Source organism: Ensifer sp. ENS07, assembly GCF_014852185.1.
In the GTDB taxonomy this organism is placed as follows: domain Bacteria; phylum Pseudomonadota; class Alphaproteobacteria; order Rhizobiales; family Rhizobiaceae; genus Ensifer; species Ensifer adhaerens.
Genome location: NZ_JACVBE010000015.1, coordinates 39,440 through 55,333, shown reverse-complemented (window position 1 = coordinate 55,333; position 15,894 = coordinate 39,440). Strand labels below are relative to the sequence as shown.

Below are 15,894 nucleotides of genomic sequence, written 5' to 3'. Positions count from 1 at the left end.
GCCGGTCCCGCTCAGTTGGCTATCTCGCCAACGCATAGGAGAGTTGCATCCAAAATTCAGGCCGCCTCCGGGCGGCTTTTCGATTCCTGTGCCAGGTAGTGCTGCTGGAAAATGCAGATAGACCCCGACTGGGCAAGCGCGACCACCCAACGCCCGCAGTCGATGCGCAGGGTGGTCGCCTTCACTTTTATCGAACCCCGACGTAAGCGGGCGATAGCCCCAGCCGCTTGCATTCGGCCGCGGCGATCGTCGTTGCCTCGGCGTGGGAAGTCAGCGGGCCATGAATTCTTGAGGCGCCATCCTCGGTCACCGCGACCCAGTGCCCGCGCATTGTGAAGCCGATCGAAACCATGTTGATCATCGGAAGTGTCTTTCTGCTGGTGCCCGGTGCGGAATGCCCCGGCTGCACATCAGGACAGCTATCCGCTGAATGGTTGTCGCCACCAATCGCATCCCAAGAGGGCCCGTAACGAACACGCCGGGGAGCCCGGCCGCTGTCGCAGCGACGGCGAAATAGGTTCGTGGCCCGCCCACCAGAAGCCGTTCGCCGGTTAGGCTGCGTAGCCGGAAGGAAGACAAGCGGGAAGCCAACCGCACGTCGAGGCACCAGGAGCACCCAAGCCCGCTGTAAGCTCTCGGGGCGAAACGAGAGACGGAGGTCTGCAAGCCTCCACAACCATCCCAACGACAAGGAGAAGACGCCATGAGCGTACAGGCAATGTTCTACGTGAAGGAAATCAATCATCGCGCCACCAACCAGCCTGGTGACGTGAACGTCGAGATTAAGCTCGCCGCTGCGTTCGGCGGTTATCTCAAGGGTTTGCCGGAGGGCAACGGCGATTGGTCGAAGTGGACGCCGCAGGGCGAACTTTCGATGACCGTCACCAACCCGGACGCCATCGAGCAGTTCGAGATCGGCGCCGTTTATCGGCTGACGTTCGACAAGGCAGAGTAGCCAGTTCCAAGGGAGCCGGACCTATGGCCCGGTTCCCCGATGTCTCAACTTGTGCCCTCAGGAGAGGGTAGAGGTTGGAGCATCATTCCTTAATGAGTTCACCCCAGTTCACGCCATCTGGCTCGACCACAATGTTAATGCCGCAAGCGCCAGGCCCCATGTACGAGAATAGCCGGGATCGGACCCGGCCCGAATACGAGGGCGCATTAGCGGGGTCCTTCAGTGCTTGGATGTTCACGTAGTCGCCGACTTGCGGAATCATGCCGCTGTCGGTCGCCTCAAAGTCAGCCTCGCTCGGGTGGTCGATCGGCCTTCCGTTTTTTGGGTTAAATTCCTGAAACTGTACGTAGTATTTCATAGCGTTCTCCATGTACCCGAGCACTGTCGGTGGCGAAGGCTCGCTTAGTGCGCGTGTAAACGCAAGTGGTGTTCATATGCGCCCACAACCACCCTCCGACATCTTTGAGGATTAGGCTTGATGGACTACCAACGGATGGCAAGGCCCGACTACCGCAGCCCAGAGGCGCAGGTCTACCGGCGCTGGTACAAGTCAGCACGGTGGCAGAAGCTCAGAGCCCGACAGCTACAGCACGAACCCCTCTGCAGGATGTGCAAGGCACAGGGACAGGTCACAGAGGCTACGATCTGCGACCACCTTACCCCACACAAGGGCAACGAGACGGCGTTCTGGTCCGGCCCCTTCCAATCCCTGTGCAAGCTTCACCATGACAGCTCTAAGCAGTCAGAGGAGCGGACGGGACGAAAGGCCGTGACAATCGGTGTCGATGGATGGCCCGTCTGAACCGGCCCGGGGCCCCTCAACCATGGCAGGGGGGTGTTTTTGAACTGGAGCAGGCTCCCCTCCGGGACCGGCGCCCACCAAAAACTTTCGAATTTGCAGATTGATGTTCTGAAATGGCCAATTTGGGCCGAGGGAAACCAGCATGGCGACACGAGGCGCAAAGCCGAAGCCGGCAGTGCTTCGCCTGGTCGACGGCACCAGAAACGTCACGCGGCACGGCAGCGAGAAAGAGCTTCGCAAGACGGCCGACGCCGCGATTGAGAGCTTCGGGAAGCTCACTAGGCCGAAGGGTCTCAAGGGCGAGGCGTTGAACGCCTGGAAGAAGTACATCGAGCCAGCGTCATGGCTGGATGCGAGCCGGGAGCCGGCGGCGATAGCCTTCTGTGAGCTCTGGTCAGAATTCAGGTTCAACCCGACTGGGTTCCCTGCCTCGAAGCACGGCCAGATGCGCGCCTACATGAGCGAGCTCGGCCTGACGGACGAACGGAACCGCGCCGAGAAGGAAGACGGCGACAAGGATGAGTTCTTTGAAGACTGACCGCGCCACGGCTTACGCTGAAGCGGTGGTCGCAGGAAAGATCGTTGCAGGTCCGCACGTGCGAAATGCGTGCCGCCGTCACCTCGACGATCTCAAGCGAGACGATCTGCATTTTGACGAGGCGGCAGCTGCGAAGGGCATCCGGTTCTTCGAGGAAAAGCTGAAGCTCTCGGAGGGGCAATTCGAGGGCCGGCCGTTCCGGTCGCATCCGGCGCAGGACTTCATCATCGGGTCGCTGTTCGGATGGAAGAGGCTCGACGGGTGGCGGCGCTTCAGGCGGGCATACATCGAGCAAGGCAAGGGCAACGGCAAATCGCCGCTTGCCGGGGGCATCGGTCTCTACGGCATGATGGCGGACGGTGAAGCCGGTGCCGAAATCTATTCGGCCGGAGCGACCAAGGAGCAGGCTGGTATTCTGTTTCGCGATGCCGTGAAGATGGTCGACAAGTCGCCGGATCTCGACAAGCGGCTGAAACGAAGCGGTTCGCCCGGAAAGGAATACAACCTCGCCTACCTGGCCAAGGGATCATTTTTCCGGCCGGTTTCGAGGGAGACGAAGAAAACCGGCTCTGGCCCGCGGCCGCACATGGCGCTGGTCGACGAGCTCCACGAGCATGCCGATGGCGGTATCATCGAGATGCTCGAACGCGGCTTCAAATTCCGCCGGCAGCCGCTCCTGTTGATGATCACGAACTCAGGGAGCGACCGGAATTCGGCGTGCTGGGCAGAGCATGAAAACGCGGTGAAGGCCGCGGCCGGCAACGCCGACGCGAAGGACGATGACGCGCATTACCTCGGCGAGGTGCTTGGATCGAACGAGGACGCCACATTCTCTTACGTCTGCGGCCTCGATCCTGACGATGATCCGTTGAACGATCCTTCGTGCTGGCCGAAGGCAAACCCGTTGCTCAACACGACGATCACGGAGGAGTATCTTGCCGGCGTCGTGGCGCAGGCCAGGTCGATGCCGTCGAAGCTGAACAACATCCTCCGTCTCCACTTTTGCGTATGGACGGACGCGGAGACCGCCTGGATGACGCGCGCGGCCCTTGAACCGTGCATTGCTGATTTCGAGATCGCGGAACACATCGACAAGCCGATTTGGCTTGGTTTGGACCTTTCGCAGAGCAAGGACATCACGGCGCTTGCAGCGTGCGTCCGCACTGGCGAAATCGAAGTCGAGGCCGTCAGGGGTGGCAAAGTCCAGAAGGTCACGAAGCCGACCTTTGACGCCTGGGTGGAAGCTTGGACGCCTCGTGACACCATGGCTGCGCGCGAAATCACGGATCGCCAGCCATATTCGGTTTGGGTGAGGGACAAGCATCTGCATGCGCCCAAGGGGTCGAGCATCCGCTTCGACCATGTCGCGCAGGCGGTTGCAGAATATGCGCACGACTTCGATGTCAAGTGCGTGGCTTATGACCGATACGCCTTCAGGCGAGGGTTCGAGCCGGAGTGCGACAAGCTCGGCATCTCTGTCGAGTTCGTTGAGCACCCGCAGGGCGGCACAAAGAAGGGCAAGCCCACAGAGCCGATGATCGAGGCGGCCAAGGCCGGCAAGCGGGAGCCTGAGGGCTTGTGGATGCCGGGATCGGTGCGGGACTTGGAAGACGCGATAGCAGAGGGCCGCATTCGTCTCAGGCGCAGCCCGGTGCTGATTTCAGCGATGATGTCGGCGGTCACAGACGAGGACCGCTGGGGCAACTATTGGCTGGATAAGGCCAAGGCAACGAACAAGATCGACGCCGCTGTCGCACTGGCAATGGCCGTCGGTGCCGCTCATTCCTACGAGGGCGGCCAGGTCGAAAAACGATACCAGATGCTGGTCTTCGGGTAGCGAGGAATCCAAACATGAACAGGATGTATTCGGTCCTGACCGTGAAGGCGGTCGAGGAGGAGCAGCGCGTTATCCGCGGCGTCGCCACGACGCCGAACCCGGACCGCGTCGGCGATATCGTGGAACCCATGGGCGTTCGGTTCAAGAACCCGATGCCGCTGCTGCACCAGCACGATCATGACAAGCCGGTCGGGACGGTCACGTTCGACAAGCCCACAAAGGATGGGATCACGTTCGAGGCAAAGCTGCCGAAGATCGAAGACGCCGGCCCACTGCGCGACCGCATCGAAACGGCGTGGGGCGAACTCAAGGCCGGCCTCGTGCGCGCGGTCTCGATCGGCTTCCGCTCTCTTGAACATTCCTGGATGGACGATGGTGGCATCCGCTTTATCGCCACGGAAGTTCTCGAGCTCTCCCTCGTCTCCGTGCCGGCCAACGCCGACGCAATGATTTCCACAATCAAGTCGATCGACCGCCCTCTGCTCGCCGCGTCTGGCAAAGAGCCGAAGGCGGATGATCGGCCTGTCGCTCCCGGCGCTGCGGGAAAATCGAAGCACTCAGTCAATCTCAAGATCAAGGAAAACCCAGCTATGAAGACCATTGCTGAACAGATCGCGGCGCTGGAAGCCTCCCGTCAGGCAAAGGCCGCACGTATGGCCGAAGTCATGCAGAAGTCCATCGACGAAGGCCGCTCTACCGACCAGGCCGAACAGGAAGACTTCGACACGCTCGAAGCCGAAGTCGAAGCGATCGACGGCGACCTCAAGCGCCTTCGCGCTCTCGAAAAGACACAGGCGCTCTCGGCGAAGCCGGTCGTTGCTACCCAGGTCAAGACCACTGCTGCCGGTACCGCCGCTCGCACCGGCGCCCCGGTTGTCATCAAGGGTGAAAAGGACGAGGCCTTCGAGGGCCAGAACTACACCCGCATGGTGATCGCCAAGACCCTGGCACGCATCGACGACATGTCTGCTGTCGGCGTGGCTCACAAGCGCTGGGGCCGCAGCAACCCCCAGCTCGTCGAGAGCATCAAAGCTGCCGTCGCCGGGGGCGGCACGGACTCCGGCGAATGGGGCGCAGAGCTCGTCCACATCGATCGCTACACCGGCGACTTCATCGAATACCTGTACAGCCGTACTGTCTTCGACAAGCTGCCGCTGCGCGAGGTGCCCGCGAACGTCAACATCGCGGGCCAGGACGGCGCGGCGACCGGCTACTGGGTCGGACAGTCCAAGTCCATTCCCGTCAGCAAGGCGGACTTCATGGACGTGAACCTGACCCCGCTCAAGGTCGCAGCTCTGGCCGTGGTGTCAAAGGAACTGCTCCGAGACTCCTCGCCGGCGGCTGAAAAGCTGGTTCGCGACGCTCTGGTCGAGGCCTCGGCGCAGCGTGTCGACCAGACGTTCCTTGGAGCAGCGGCCGCTTCGGCTGGCGTGTCTCCTGCCGGCATCCTTAACGGCCTCACGGCCGGTACCAGCGCGGGCCCGGATATCGAAGGCGTCATTGCAGACGTGAAGGCGCTCTATGCGGGCTTCATCGCGGCGAGCAATGCAGACGGCCTGCAGTTCGTCACCACACAGTCGCTGTCGAAGGCGCTGGGGCTTATCCAGAACGTCATGGGCAACTTCGCATTTCCGGGACTGTCCGCGAATGGCGGCACGCTACTCGGCGATGCCCTGGTCGCCGGTGGCAACGTCGGTGCCGGCGACTTCATCCTGCTCAAGCCGTCGGACATCTACAAGATCGGCGACCGAGGCGTGGAGGTTTCCCTCTCCACCGAGGCGGCGATCCAGATGGACAATGCGCCGGACGGCGCCAGCGACACTCCGACTGCAAATGCCAGCGTCGTGTCGATGTTCCAGACGGACTCCGTTGCCATCAAGGTCGTGCGTCCGCTGAACTTCGCAAAGCGCCGCGCCTCCGCCGTCGCCTACATCGGCGATGCCGATTACGGCACTCCGGTGGTCACTCCGTAATTGAGACGGTGGCGGGGTTTCAGACCCCGCCTCCTCACTGCTGGTGGAGATGAAGATGAAGCTGATTGCCAACCGCCATCTGACCTATGGAACACGCCGCCTCATTCCGGGCGACGCATTCGAAGCGCCGGACCGTGAAGCCCGCGTACTGATCGCCGTCAACAAGGCTGCGCCGGCGGGTGCCGGTGCTCAGAAGCGGTCGGGCCGCGCCAGCGCGCCAGCCGACGATCTGGCGGCTCTCCGCAAGAAATATCAGGAAGTCTCTGGCAAGCGGCCCTTCAACGGCTGGGATGCAGAAACACTCCGATCGAAGATCGTTGAGGAAAAGGACGCGAACTGATGCGCCTTTTCGGGTTCAACATCTCCCGCGCTAAAGCGGTTGAGAAGGCCTTGTCACCTGTCGCGCAGAGCGGGCGCGGATGGTGGTCTATTCTCGAAAGCTATCCGGGCGCATGGCAACAGAACGTTGAAGTAAAATTCGATTCCGTCTTGTCCAATCACGCTGATTTCGCCTGCCGCACGCTGATCGCTTCGGACATAGCGAAGCTTCGTATCAAACTGGTGGCGAAGGACAGCGACGGCATTTGGTCCGAAACTTCGAACTCTGCTTATTCGCCGGTCCTGCGCAAGCCGAACGACTGGCAGACGCGAATCCAGTTCATGGAAAGTTGGGTGCTGTCGAAACTGCAGCGCGGCAACACGTATGTGCTGAAGCAGCGCGACGGCCGCGGCGTGGTCGTCAAGCTCTATGTCCTGAACCCCGATCTAGTCACGCCGCTCGTCTCCGAAACTGGCGCCGTATTCTACCAGTTGAATGCGGACGCTTTGAGCGGCGTTGAGCAATCCGTCATCGTCCCCGCACGGGAGATCATTCACGACCGCTTCAACTGCTTCTTCCATCCCCTGGTGGGTCTCTCTCCGATCTTCGCCGGCGGCCTTGCTGCCATGCAGGGTCTAGCGATCCAGAACGACAGCACTCTTTTCTTCCAGAATGGTGCGCAGCCCGGCGGCGTCCTGACCGCCCCCGGCTCGATCGAGGATGATACGGCCAAAAGGCTCAAAGAATATTGGGACACGAATTTCGCCGGGAAGAACTCCGGCAAGGTCGCCGTCCTGGGCGATGGGCTGAAATATGAGGCGATGAAGGCCAAGGCCGTCGACGCTCAGCTGATCGAGCAGCTGAAATGGACGGCACAAACGGTCTGCTCGACGTATCACGTGCCGCCGTACAAGATCGGTGTGGGTGAACTGCCGTCCTACGACAATATCCAGGCGCTCAACGTCGAATACTATTCGCAGTGCCTTCAGGTGCTGATCGAGTCCATAGAGCTTTGCTTGGACGAGGGGCTTGCCACAGGCGAGAACCTCGGAACAGAGCTCGACACCGACAATCTGCTGCGCATGGACAGCGTCACCCAGATGGAAGTGCTTGAGAAGTCGAAGAGCGTGATGACGCTCGACGAGCGGCGCCGGAAACTCGACCTCAAGGGCGTTAGCGGCGGCAACACGATCTACCTGCAGCAGCAGGATCACAGCATCGAGGCCATTGCCGCCCGCGACGCGCAGCTAATCGCACAGTCTCAATCCGCATCGGCCGCTCCTGTCGACACCAGAAACAACTCCGACGATGCCGAAGCGCTTGCGCAATCGGAGCAGCGCGCCTTTGTCGCCGAGGCCATGCTGGCATTTCAGAAAGGTCTCGCGGCATGATTGACGCCAAGGCATTCGGACTTGAACTCGCCGGCATCGTGAAGGCGCAATTGGATCCGATCGCGGTACGGCTCGAAGCTTTGGAGCGTCGCCTCGACACGTTGCCGATGCCGCGCGATCTTGGCGAGGAACTCGCTGACCTTAAATCCGCGGTGGATGCGATCGGGGTCGCACCCGACGTGCCCGATTTTGATGCTCTCGTGTCCGAGGAGGTGGAGCGGCAAGTATCTGCGCTGCCGGCGGCGAAGAATGGCGAGCCGGGCAATGATGGTATCGGGCTCGCCGGCGCAATGATCGATCGCGACGGGAACCTCATTATCACGGCGACGAATGGGATTCCCTACAACCTTGGCAAGGTCGTGGGGAAAGACGGCGAGCCAGGCAAGGACGGCTTCTCGCTGTCGGATTTCGACGCCACGCTTATGGATGACGGCCGCACGGTGCTTCTGTCCTTCGAGCGCGGCGAGCAGTCGTTCAAGGTCGAGCTCGGCATTCCGGTGATGATCTATCGTGGTGTCCACCGGGAAGGGACCTATCGCAAGGGCGATACGGTGACTTGGGGCGGAAGCCTCTGGCACTGCGACGCCGACGAAACGACCGAGAAGCCGGACAGCAGCGCAAAGCACTGGACACTCGCTGCAAAGAAGGGCCGCGATGGAAAGGATGGCACGTTGAAAGAGGTGAAGCCGTCCGCGCCTATTCGTGTCGGTTTGCCGGCGGAGGCACGCTGATGGCGCTCGTTTCGCTCGATGATCTCGATTTCCAACTGCGGTTGAGCCTGTCTCGAGACGAGGCTGGGGCCATCAACGATCCTTTGGCCCCGCAGTTCCAGAAACTCGCCGATAGCGCCTCTGTCATCGTTCTGCGCCATGTGAAGCGGGAGGATGATCCTTGGACTGAGGAGACCGTTCCGGACGATGTCCGTGCAGCAATCCTTATCGTTGCGAGGAACCTCTGGGACGAAGTCGACGAACCGCTATCAGCCGCGGTAACGAGCCTGCTGTGTGGGCGTCGGGACCCGACACTCGCATGACGAAGGCCGGAAACCTCGATCGTCGCATTGTCATCGAAAGGGCGACCAGGACAGTCGACGAATTCAACAGTCCTGTCGAAACGTGGGCGCCCTTCATCACCGTCTGGGCGCAGCGGAAGGACAGCTCCGACCGGGCCAGAAGAGAAATCCTCGCCGCCGATCAGGTCGGATCCTTCCTCCTTAGCTTCTTCGTGATCAGGTTCACTGCCTGGTCGAAGACAATCACGCCGACCGATCGCATCAACTACGACGGTCACATCTGGAACATCAAAGGCACCAAAGAGACCTCGGAGGGGCGTAACCGTTTCATCGAGATCTCTGCCGTGAGGGAGAACAACTGATGGCAGTGGCAACGCTGAAGGTCCGTATTCGCCTCCGCTGGTGGGTGCTACCGTTTCTGAATGTTGCGTTCTTCCCGGCTGCGCTAATCGCTGTCTGTTTCGGTAGCCAGCGGGCAGAGGCGTTCGGTGACGTTTGCTCCGGCATCGTCGCTCGGTTTGGCGTTATCGCCGAGGTTGCCTGATGGCCAAGGGGTTCACGGTCAAGGTCGAGGGCCTCAAGGATCTTGAGGACGCACTGAAGCAGCTGCCGCAGGCGAACGCGAAAGGCGTTTTGCGGCGGACCCTGAAAGAGGCTGGCGAGCCGATCGCGCGGACGGCGCGCGCCTTGGCGCCGAAGCTGGACATGCATCTGTCGCAGAGCATCGACGTCAGCCCAAAGCTGTCGAGCCGTCAGACGACTATTCGGCACAAAGAGTCTCCAGTCGAGATGTACATCGGCCCTGGACCGGACCCGGCTGGTCATCTTCAGGAGTTTGGAACTGGTCCAGGCCACCATGCGCAGCCGTTTATGCGGCCGGCATGGGATCAGAACAAGAGCAAGGCGCTCGACACGATCGCGAACCTGACATGGGTCGAGATCGAGAAGACAGCCGCGCGCCTGGCGAAGAAAGCCGCGAAAGGCAAATAGCCGATGGAAGAAGCTTTGATGAGCCTGCTGCTGGGAGCGGCCGGGCTGACGGCGCTTGTCGGCACTCGTGTCAACTGGACGGCCAAGCTGCAATCAGATGCTGGCCTGCCATATGTCGTCCTGCAACGGATTGACGGCGCCCGGGACTATCACATGGGCGGCGCCTCCGGATACGTGGCGAGCCGCGTGCAGGCGGACGTCTACGCCGAAACCTACACCGCCTCGAAGAAGGCGGCGCGCGCATTGATCGAGGCCACTTCCGGATATCGGGGTGGCATCTTCCAAGGGATTTTCATCGATTCCGAACGTGATCTCCCGGCGGCGGACGCGGGAGAGGTAACGCAGCTTTTCCGAACGTCCGTCGACCTGATCATTCACCACACAAACTAGGAGAGTAAGATGGCTGAAACCTTGGCCTCGATCGGCTATGGCTCATTCTTCCACGTCAGCCAGGACGATGGCGCGACGTGGATAGAGCTTGCCGAAGTGTTCGACATCACGCCGCCGAGCGACACAGTCGACGTCGTCGACGCGACGCACATGCAGTCCCCGAACCGGACGCGTGAATTCATCTCCGGACTTTCCGACCCGGGCGAAGCGTCCTTCGAGATGAACTTTGTCCCGGGCTCGGCCTCGGATGCGAAGGTCCGCGAAATCCGCACCTCCGGCGCGCGCGTCAAGTGCCGGATCACCTACCCGAACGCGGTCGCATGGATCTTCTCCGGCCTGGTCACCGGCTATGAACCGGCTGTTCCGACCGACGATAAGATGACGGCGACCGTCACGTTCAAGGTGACCGGCTCGTACGTCTCGACGCCAGCCGCTGCTCCGGTCAATTCGGTGCTGCCGGCGATCAGCGGCGTTGCCCAGGTCGGGCAGGTCCTTACCGCCTATCCGGGCGTGTGGAGCGCTGCGCCTTCCTTCACCTACCAGTGGAAGAAGGGCGGCGTGAACATCGCCGGCGCGATCAATGCGACCTATACCCCGGTTGCCGGCGACGTTGGCGCGGCGATCACTGTTGCCGTCACCGCGACGAACACGGCTGGCTCGGCCACTGCCACCAGTGCAGCGACGCCGAACGTCATCGCGGCGTAAGGAGCTGACATGGCGAACCCACTTCGCGGCTCGGTCCCCCTTCAGGTTGGGGACCGTTCCTATACGTTGTCGTTCTCGATTAACGCGCTCTGCGAACTTGAGACTGAACTCGACCAGCCGGTCGCAGCGATCGTCAAGACCATCCAGAACCCCGAGGCCTTGCGTCTCAGCACTGTGCGCTCGCTCGTATGGTCCGGGCTTCAAGATCATCATGCCGGCATCTCGCTTTCCGAGGTCGGGATACTGATTTCGGAAGCGGGATTGCAGCCCACGATCACCAAGGTCGGCGAGGCGTTCCGGTTGGCCTTCCCCCAACCCGAGGCTGGAAAGGGGAAGCCCGCAAACCCTCGGAAAGCGAAGGCCTAGACCCACTCAGGCTGTTACGGTCATGGGTCGCGGCCGGACAGGATCCTTCGCATTTCTGGCGGCTCACGCCTCGTGAAATCGGTGTCGTTCTCGACGGCTCCGTCGACCGTATGCAGGCCGATCACAACGATCGAGCTTGGCTCGCCTGGCACATCGAGGCGCTCGCCCGACAAAAGAAACTCCCCCGCCTCAAAGAACTGACGCACGGCGCACCGAAAGGACCGCGCCGGCGTCAGACGATGGAAGAGCAGATCGCCATCGCTGAGGCGTGGACGGCGGCGCTGACAAGGAGATGACATGGCCTCTGCCGTAATTGGCTCGCTCCGGGTTGTCCTGGGCATCGACACCGCCATGTTCGACAAGGGACTTGGCGACGCGATGAAGACCCTCAAGGGCGTCGGCAACTCCATGCAGTCGCTCGGGAAGACGATGTCGCTGTCTCTGACCGCGCCAATCCTCGGCTTTGGGGCGATGACAGTGAAGACGGCCGGCGACTTCGAGGCGGCGATGAACCGCGTCGATGCCGCCACCGGCGCGACGGCTGACGAGTTCAAGGCCATGCGCGACATGGCGGTGAAACTCGGTGCCGATACCAGCTTCTCCGCATCGGAATCCGCCGACGCTATGGAGATGTTGGCAAAGAACGGGTTGAAGGCCGGACAGATCCTCGATGGCGCTGTCCAGGCGAGCATGCAGCTTGCGGCGGCGTCAGGTTCCGACCTCGCCGCCGCGGCTGATGTCGCGACCGACGTGATGATGAACTTTGGCAAGGAAGCCAAGGACCTCGCGCCGCTGGTCGACGGCATCACCGGTGTTCTGCTGGAATCGAAGTTCGGCTTCGACGACTATCGGCTGGCCATGGGCCAAGCTGGTGGTGTCGCTGGGAACCTCGGTGTCACCTTCCAGGACTTCAATGCGGTCATCGCCGCCACCAGTTCCGCCTTCGCCAGCGGCTCAGACGCCGGCACGTCGTTCAAGACTTTCCTGACGACGCTCGTGCCGAAGTCGGACCAGGCGGCCGCGGCTATGGAGGAGCTTGGTCTCAAGTTCTTCAACGTCGACGGCTCGATGAAGAGCATGTCGGCGATCGCCGAAGAGCTGAAGACAAAGATGGGTGGTCTCTCCGACGAGGAGATGAACAACAAGATGAGCACCATGTTTGGCACGGACGCTATGCGAACGGCCATCATGCTCATGAAGACCGGCGGCGCCGGCATCGACGAACTCAAGGCGAAGATTGGAGCGGCCTCGGCTGAGGAGCAGGCAGCGGCTCGTCTGAAGGGCTTCAACGGCGAGCTTGAGAAACTCGGCGGTGCCTTCGAAACGCTGCAGATCGCGATTGCCGATAGCGGCCTGCTGGCGATGGTCACAAGCTTCGTGACGATGCTGGCCGGCTGGATCGAAGCGCTTGCCGCTACCAGCCCGGCACTGTTGCAGTGGGGCACGATCCTTGCCGGTCTGGCGGCCGTTCTCGGTCCGTTGCTGATCACGCTCGGCGCGATCGCGTCGGCCATCGCGGCGGTAGGCCTTCCCATTGCTGGCGTCGTGGCCGGGCTTGGACTTCTGACCACCGCCGTCATCGCTTTCTGGCCGGAAATTCAGGCGGCATGGGAGTGGGTGAAAAAGCTAGTCGATATATTCATCCAGCTTCACACAGAGGCGCTGGTCGCCGTCATCGCTAAGTTTGAGGAGTTGCGGACGGCGATCATTGCATCGCTTGCAGGCCTCGGCGAGCAGATCCTCGCGACCTTCAGGGCTCTGCCCAGTCAGATGATGCAGATCGGTGCCGACATCATCAACGGGCTCTGGCAGGGCATTCAGAACAAGTGGGAGGAGTTGAAGGGCGGCGTCGCCGACATCGCGTCGGGGATCAAGGACACCTTTACCGGCTTCTTCGACATCAACTCGCCGTCGCGCGTGATGGCGGAGATCGGCCAGTTCATCATGCAGGGCCTCGGCAACGGCATGGAGAGCATGCGCGGCCAGGTCGTGGGTGTTGCCGGCGGGGTCGCTTCCGATGTCAAAGGTTCGTTCGGAGAGATCGAAAATGCCGGTCAGTCCCTCGGCCAGAGCTTTTCGAGCGCCTTCCAGGGAGTGATCGACGGGTCCAAGAGCGTCAAGGAAGCGCTAGCCGATCTTCTCGGTTCGCTCTCCGAAACGTGGATGAACCAGGCGTTTCAGGCGCTTCTCGGCGGCGGTGTCGCTGGCAATAGCGGCGGTCTGCTCGGCTCGATCTTTGGCGGCTTGGGCTCGCTGATTGGCTTCGCCAATGGCGGTTCGTTTGAGGTCGGTGGCGCCGGCGGCATCGATAGTCAGTTGGTCGCGTTCCGGGCCAGTCCGAATGAAACGGTCTCGATCACCAAACCGGGTCAGGAGCGTGCGGCGGGGGGCGGCATGCATGTCACCTTCTCGGCCGATGTCGACAAGAGCGGGAACCTGGTGCCGTTCGTGACCAGTGTCAGCGATCAGCGCATCGAGCGTGCAGCGCCCTCGATCGTTGGGGCGGCGAACCGGCAGGTGGTTCCGGTGATGGCGGGATATCAGGCAAACAAGGTGGGCGGAGACTATCGTGTCGGTTGATTTCCTTTACTGGCCACAAGACCTACTGCCGGCAAGGGAAATCGCCGCCAACCCCGTCCCGTTCTCGCGCTCTGGCGGGCGAACGATCAACGGACTTGAGCGGACCATCCGGACGGACTGCGGCTTCTGGAGCATCGCGCTCAACGGCGTAATGCTCCATAGCAAGGCGCAGCGACGGGTATGGAATGCGCTGCGTACCGGGCTTGGCGGCCGCTCCGGCCTCATAGTCATTCCCGCCTGGAGTTGGGACACGGCGCCCTATGCCAGCGGGGAGTTCGAGCCGGATGTTTATGTGCCACACTCAGACGGCACGTCGTTTTCCGACGGGACCATGTACCGGCAGGGGTCGATTTCGGTGCGTTGTGCCGAGGACGTGCCGATCGGGGCGACTAAGATCAGGTTGCAAGTCCTGGAGGCGGAGAACGATCTTGCTGGTGTGAGGTTCAGCTTCAACCATGCGCTTTATGAAACCGGTCCTGCTGTATCGATCACCGGGTCGACGTGGGAAGTGGGTCTTTTTCCGGCTGTGCGCGCGCCGATCCGTGCCAATGCGGACCTTGAGTTCAACCGGCCTACTTGCCTTGCTCACCTTCAGGACGATCGCGGCATGGATGTTTCGATGAACCCGAGCATGATTAGCGAGCACAGCGTCAACTTCGTCGAGGCCGTCGACTACTGGTCAGATCTTGCGGCGGGGTTGTTGGCATGATCGATTTCGTTCGCATCCTGTGCGTGATGACGTTTCCGAGTGCGACCATACGCTTTTGGGATGGTTCCGGCCCGTTCCTTGATGCGGAGGGGCTTCTTTGGCGGCAGGCTAACCTGGTCGAGGGGGGGCTCGATGCGATCGAAATGGCGATCAACGGCGAGGCCTTCACGCTGACGCTCGGGATTTCCGGGCTCGATCGCCTGACGACCGATCTCGCTTGGGAAGATTACCAGAACGGCGAGATCATCGGGGCCAAGGTGCAGATCCTGACGCAAGATTGCGACCGATGGGGACAAGCCATCGGCGCGCCGGATGTTCGCTTTACCGGTTTGATCGACGACATCACCTTCGAAAAGGTCGCGGACAGCAGTCAGGTTACGAGTTCGATCCGCGTCGACATCGTCAATCGCTTCACGCTTCGGACGCTGACCAATGGGGGCGTCTACTCCGACATAGACCAGAAGGCGCGTTCGGCAATTCTAAATCCGACAGCACCCCCGGACCGGTTCTGTGAGCGCATTCCGTTGCTGATCGACAAGACTGTCGGCTGGCCGAACTGGTGATGTCGGTGGAGCGGACGCTGGCTGAATTCCTACGCGCCTATGGAGAGAAGCCGTGGCGACCAGGACAAGTAGATTGCTGCATGTTCCTCGCCGCGTGGGCGATCTGGCTCGGGCATCCTGATCCAGCGGCGCATCTGCGCGGCACTTACAGCAGTGAGGAAGGGTTTCGGGCGATCATCGAGCAGACGGGAGACATGACTGTTCTGGTCGATTCGTGCGCCTCACTTATCCGCGGAGAAAGGCTGCAGCGTCCGGTCTGTGGCGCCATCGGTGTCATCGGGAGCGCCGCCAACATTCATCGCCAGTTCGGGGCGATACACGACGGAGAGCGCTGGCAGGTACGCTTCAAGAATGGGATTGGGCCGATGACGGCCCAATCCCTTGGGGTCTGGTCGATTGCTTAGCTGGCCGCTGGCTTGGCGACAGGTGTCACGGTTGCGGCTGGACACTCATACCAAAATTCATAGAGCGGCTTCTGCAGTAGATAGCCTCTCGTAATCTTGCACTGGCCTCTGCCAGTATTGTTGAGGTGCTGCTGAGCGGCAGCCTGCATTTGCTGTTCTGGCGTCATGGCATCCACCAAGCCAAGGGTAGCTCCTTGGGCGGCGCCAATCGACATCGTCTTGGCAAGGCTCGGAGCGACCATCAGCGACTTGTCGGTTTTGTGCTCGTACACCCGGTACGTATCATCCGCCATTTTCACGTTGTAGACCGGGAACTTGTAGGTGTTCATCCGCGACATTGATCCGGTTGATGCGCACCCG

General features: G+C 61.3%; 21 protein-coding genes. 18 read left to right on the top strand and 3 right to left on the bottom strand.

Annotated features, from left to right (window positions below; genetic code table 11):
• Window positions 1–187 precede the first annotated feature (187 nt).
• Window positions 188–361: a hypothetical protein gene (locus tag IB277_RS31135; RefSeq protein WP_192372554.1), complete on the bottom strand. Its 174-nt coding sequence runs from the start codon at window positions 359–361 to the stop codon at window positions 188–190.
• Window positions 362–703: 342 nt separating this feature from the next.
• On the opposite strand from IB277_RS31135, the gene IB277_RS31130 reads away from it, so the two are divergent.
• Window positions 704–955 (top strand): hypothetical protein, encoded by a 252-nt coding sequence (locus IB277_RS31130; protein ID WP_192372552.1) that lies wholly within the window; start codon window positions 704–706, stop codon window positions 953–955.
• An 82-nt stretch (window positions 956–1,037) separates the two neighbouring features.
• Here the strand turns inward: IB277_RS31130 and IB277_RS31125 are convergent, their stop codons facing one another.
• Entirely contained in the window at window positions 1,038–1,313 is a 276-nt protein-coding gene (locus IB277_RS31125; RefSeq protein ID WP_192372550.1) for a hypothetical protein, read from the bottom strand.
• Between the two features lie 586 nt (window positions 1,314–1,899).
• Here IB277_RS31125 and IB277_RS31120 point away from each other — a divergent pair.
• The 17 genes from IB277_RS31120 to IB277_RS31040 all read left to right on the top strand — a co-directional run bounded on the left by IB277_RS31120 (window position 1,900) and on the right by IB277_RS31040 (window position 15,534).
• Complete coding sequence (locus IB277_RS31120) at window positions 1,900–2,295, top strand: hypothetical protein (RefSeq protein WP_192372548.1); 396 nt, start codon at window positions 1,900–1,902, stop codon at window positions 2,293–2,295.
• Complete coding sequence (locus tag IB277_RS31115) at window positions 2,276–4,132, top strand: terminase TerL endonuclease subunit (protein WP_192372546.1); 1,857 nt, start codon at window positions 2,276–2,278, stop codon at window positions 4,130–4,132. Before IB277_RS31120 ends, IB277_RS31115 begins: the two co-directional genes overlap by 20 nt.
• Before the next feature lie 14 nt (window positions 4,133–4,146).
• The gene (locus IB277_RS31110) at window positions 4,147–6,105 is read left to right on the top strand and encodes a phage major capsid protein (protein WP_192372544.1); all 1,959 of its coding nucleotides are present in this window, start codon (window positions 4,147–4,149) and stop codon (window positions 6,103–6,105) included.
• 55 nt (window positions 6,106–6,160) lie between these two features.
• A complete protein-coding gene (locus IB277_RS31105; RefSeq protein ID WP_192372542.1) occupies window positions 6,161–6,445 on the top strand; it encodes a hypothetical protein in 285 nt (94 codons plus the stop codon).
• Window positions 6,445–7,815 carry a phage portal protein gene (locus IB277_RS31100; RefSeq protein ID WP_192372540.1) on the top strand — a complete coding sequence of 457 codons (1,371 nt, stop codon included), beginning with the start codon at window positions 6,445–6,447 and terminating at the stop codon, window positions 7,813–7,815. Before IB277_RS31105 ends, IB277_RS31100 begins: the two co-directional genes overlap by 1 nt.
• Entirely contained in the window at window positions 7,812–8,546 is a 735-nt protein-coding gene (locus IB277_RS31095; RefSeq protein ID WP_192372538.1) for a hypothetical protein, read from the top strand. The genes IB277_RS31100 and IB277_RS31095 overlap by 4 nt, the downstream gene beginning before the upstream one ends.
• On the top strand, window positions 8,546–8,848 hold the full coding sequence (locus IB277_RS31090; RefSeq protein WP_192372536.1) for a hypothetical protein: 303 nt from the start codon (window positions 8,546–8,548) through the stop codon (window positions 8,846–8,848). The genes IB277_RS31095 and IB277_RS31090 overlap by 1 nt, the downstream gene beginning before the upstream one ends.
• Window positions 8,845–9,189 (top strand): phage head closure protein, encoded by a 345-nt coding sequence (locus tag IB277_RS31085; RefSeq protein ID WP_192372534.1) that lies wholly within the window; start codon window positions 8,845–8,847, stop codon window positions 9,187–9,189. The genes IB277_RS31090 and IB277_RS31085 overlap by 4 nt, the downstream gene beginning before the upstream one ends.
• The gene (locus tag IB277_RS31080; protein ID WP_192372532.1) at window positions 9,189–9,371 is read left to right on the top strand and encodes a hypothetical protein; all 183 of its coding nucleotides are present in this window, start codon (window positions 9,189–9,191) and stop codon (window positions 9,369–9,371) included. Before IB277_RS31085 ends, IB277_RS31080 begins: the two co-directional genes overlap by 1 nt.
• Complete coding sequence (locus IB277_RS31075; RefSeq protein ID WP_192372530.1) at window positions 9,371–9,817, top strand: HK97-gp10 family putative phage morphogenesis protein; 447 nt, start codon at window positions 9,371–9,373, stop codon at window positions 9,815–9,817. Before IB277_RS31080 ends, IB277_RS31075 begins: the two co-directional genes overlap by 1 nt.
• Before the next feature lie 18 nt (window positions 9,818–9,835).
• Complete coding sequence (locus IB277_RS31070; protein WP_246812863.1) at window positions 9,836–10,207, top strand: DUF3168 domain-containing protein; 372 nt, start codon at window positions 9,836–9,838, stop codon at window positions 10,205–10,207.
• Between the two features lie 9 nt (window positions 10,208–10,216).
• Complete coding sequence (locus tag IB277_RS31065) at window positions 10,217–10,912, top strand: phage tail tube protein (RefSeq protein WP_192372526.1); 696 nt, start codon at window positions 10,217–10,219, stop codon at window positions 10,910–10,912.
• A 9-nt stretch (window positions 10,913–10,921) separates the two neighbouring features.
• Window positions 10,922–11,278 (top strand): GTA-gp10 family protein, encoded by a 357-nt coding sequence (locus IB277_RS31060; protein WP_192372524.1) that lies wholly within the window; start codon window positions 10,922–10,924, stop codon window positions 11,276–11,278.
• A 297-nt stretch (window positions 11,279–11,575) separates the two neighbouring features.
• Window positions 11,576–13,858: a phage tail tape measure protein gene (locus IB277_RS31055; protein WP_192372522.1), complete on the top strand. Its 2,283-nt coding sequence runs from the start codon at window positions 11,576–11,578 to the stop codon at window positions 13,856–13,858.
• Entirely contained in the window at window positions 13,848–14,567 is a 720-nt protein-coding gene (locus IB277_RS31050; RefSeq protein WP_371813722.1) for a hypothetical protein, read from the top strand. The genes IB277_RS31055 and IB277_RS31050 overlap by 11 nt, the downstream gene beginning before the upstream one ends.
• Complete coding sequence (locus tag IB277_RS31045; RefSeq protein WP_192372520.1) at window positions 14,564–15,130, top strand: hypothetical protein; 567 nt, start codon at window positions 14,564–14,566, stop codon at window positions 15,128–15,130. The genes IB277_RS31050 and IB277_RS31045 overlap by 4 nt, the downstream gene beginning before the upstream one ends.
• The gene (locus IB277_RS31040) at window positions 15,130–15,534 is read left to right on the top strand and encodes a hypothetical protein (protein WP_371813721.1); all 405 of its coding nucleotides are present in this window, start codon (window positions 15,130–15,132) and stop codon (window positions 15,532–15,534) included. The genes IB277_RS31045 and IB277_RS31040 overlap by 1 nt, the downstream gene beginning before the upstream one ends.
• On the opposite strand, the gene IB277_RS31035 is transcribed toward IB277_RS31040, so the two are convergent.
• Window positions 15,531–15,863 carry a hypothetical protein gene (locus IB277_RS31035; RefSeq protein WP_192372518.1) on the bottom strand — a complete coding sequence of 111 codons (333 nt, stop codon included), beginning with the start codon at window positions 15,861–15,863 and terminating at the stop codon, window positions 15,531–15,533. The genes IB277_RS31040 and IB277_RS31035 overlap by 4 nt on opposite strands.
• Window positions 15,864–15,894: the final 31 nt, after the last annotated feature.

Bases quoted from the DNA above. Each gene is read 5' to 3' on its own strand.
- IB277_RS31065 (WP_192372526.1), top strand. From the start codon at position 10,217: ATGGCTGAAACCTTGGCCTCGATCGGCTATGGCTCATTCTTCCACGTC.
- IB277_RS31080 (WP_192372532.1), top strand. From the start codon at position 9,189: ATGGCAGTGGCAACGCTGAAGGTCCGTATTCGCCTCCGCTGGTGGGTG.
- IB277_RS31100 (WP_192372540.1), top strand. From the start codon at position 6,445: ATGCGCCTTTTCGGGTTCAACATCTCCCGCGCTAAAGCGGTTGAGAAG.
- IB277_RS31060 (WP_192372524.1), top strand. From the start codon at position 10,922: ATGGCGAACCCACTTCGCGGCTCGGTCCCCCTTCAGGTTGGGGACCGT.
- IB277_RS31075 (WP_192372530.1), top strand. From the start codon at position 9,371: ATGGCCAAGGGGTTCACGGTCAAGGTCGAGGGCCTCAAGGATCTTGAG.
- IB277_RS31120 (WP_192372548.1), top strand. From the start codon at position 1,900: ATGGCGACACGAGGCGCAAAGCCGAAGCCGGCAGTGCTTCGCCTGGTC.
- IB277_RS31115 (WP_192372546.1), top strand. From the start codon at position 2,276: ATGAGTTCTTTGAAGACTGACCGCGCCACGGCTTACGCTGAAGCGGTG.
- IB277_RS31135 (WP_192372554.1), bottom strand. From the start codon at position 361: ATGATCAACATGGTTTCGATCGGCTTCACAATGCGCGGGCACTGGGTC.
- IB277_RS31105 (WP_192372542.1), top strand. From the start codon at position 6,161: ATGAAGCTGATTGCCAACCGCCATCTGACCTATGGAACACGCCGCCTC.
- IB277_RS31040 (WP_371813721.1), top strand. From the start codon at position 15,130: ATGTCGGTGGAGCGGACGCTGGCTGAATTCCTACGCGCCTATGGAGAG.
- IB277_RS31035 (WP_192372518.1), bottom strand. From the start codon at position 15,863: ATGAACACCTACAAGTTCCCGGTCTACAACGTGAAAATGGCGGATGAT.
- IB277_RS31130 (WP_192372552.1), top strand. From the start codon at position 704: ATGAGCGTACAGGCAATGTTCTACGTGAAGGAAATCAATCATCGCGCC.
- IB277_RS31110 (WP_192372544.1), top strand. From the start codon at position 4,147: ATGAACAGGATGTATTCGGTCCTGACCGTGAAGGCGGTCGAGGAGGAG.
- IB277_RS31095 (WP_192372538.1), top strand. From the start codon at position 7,812: ATGATTGACGCCAAGGCATTCGGACTTGAACTCGCCGGCATCGTGAAG.
- IB277_RS31070 (WP_246812863.1), top strand. From the start codon at position 9,836: ATGAGCCTGCTGCTGGGAGCGGCCGGGCTGACGGCGCTTGTCGGCACT.
- IB277_RS31055 (WP_192372522.1), top strand. From the start codon at position 11,576: ATGGCCTCTGCCGTAATTGGCTCGCTCCGGGTTGTCCTGGGCATCGAC.
- IB277_RS31045 (WP_192372520.1), top strand. From the start codon at position 14,564: ATGATCGATTTCGTTCGCATCCTGTGCGTGATGACGTTTCCGAGTGCG.
- IB277_RS31090 (WP_192372536.1), top strand. From the start codon at position 8,546: ATGGCGCTCGTTTCGCTCGATGATCTCGATTTCCAACTGCGGTTGAGC.
- IB277_RS31125 (WP_192372550.1), bottom strand. From the start codon at position 1,313: ATGAAATACTACGTACAGTTTCAGGAATTTAACCCAAAAAACGGAAGG.
- IB277_RS31085 (WP_192372534.1), top strand. From the start codon at position 8,845: ATGACGAAGGCCGGAAACCTCGATCGTCGCATTGTCATCGAAAGGGCG.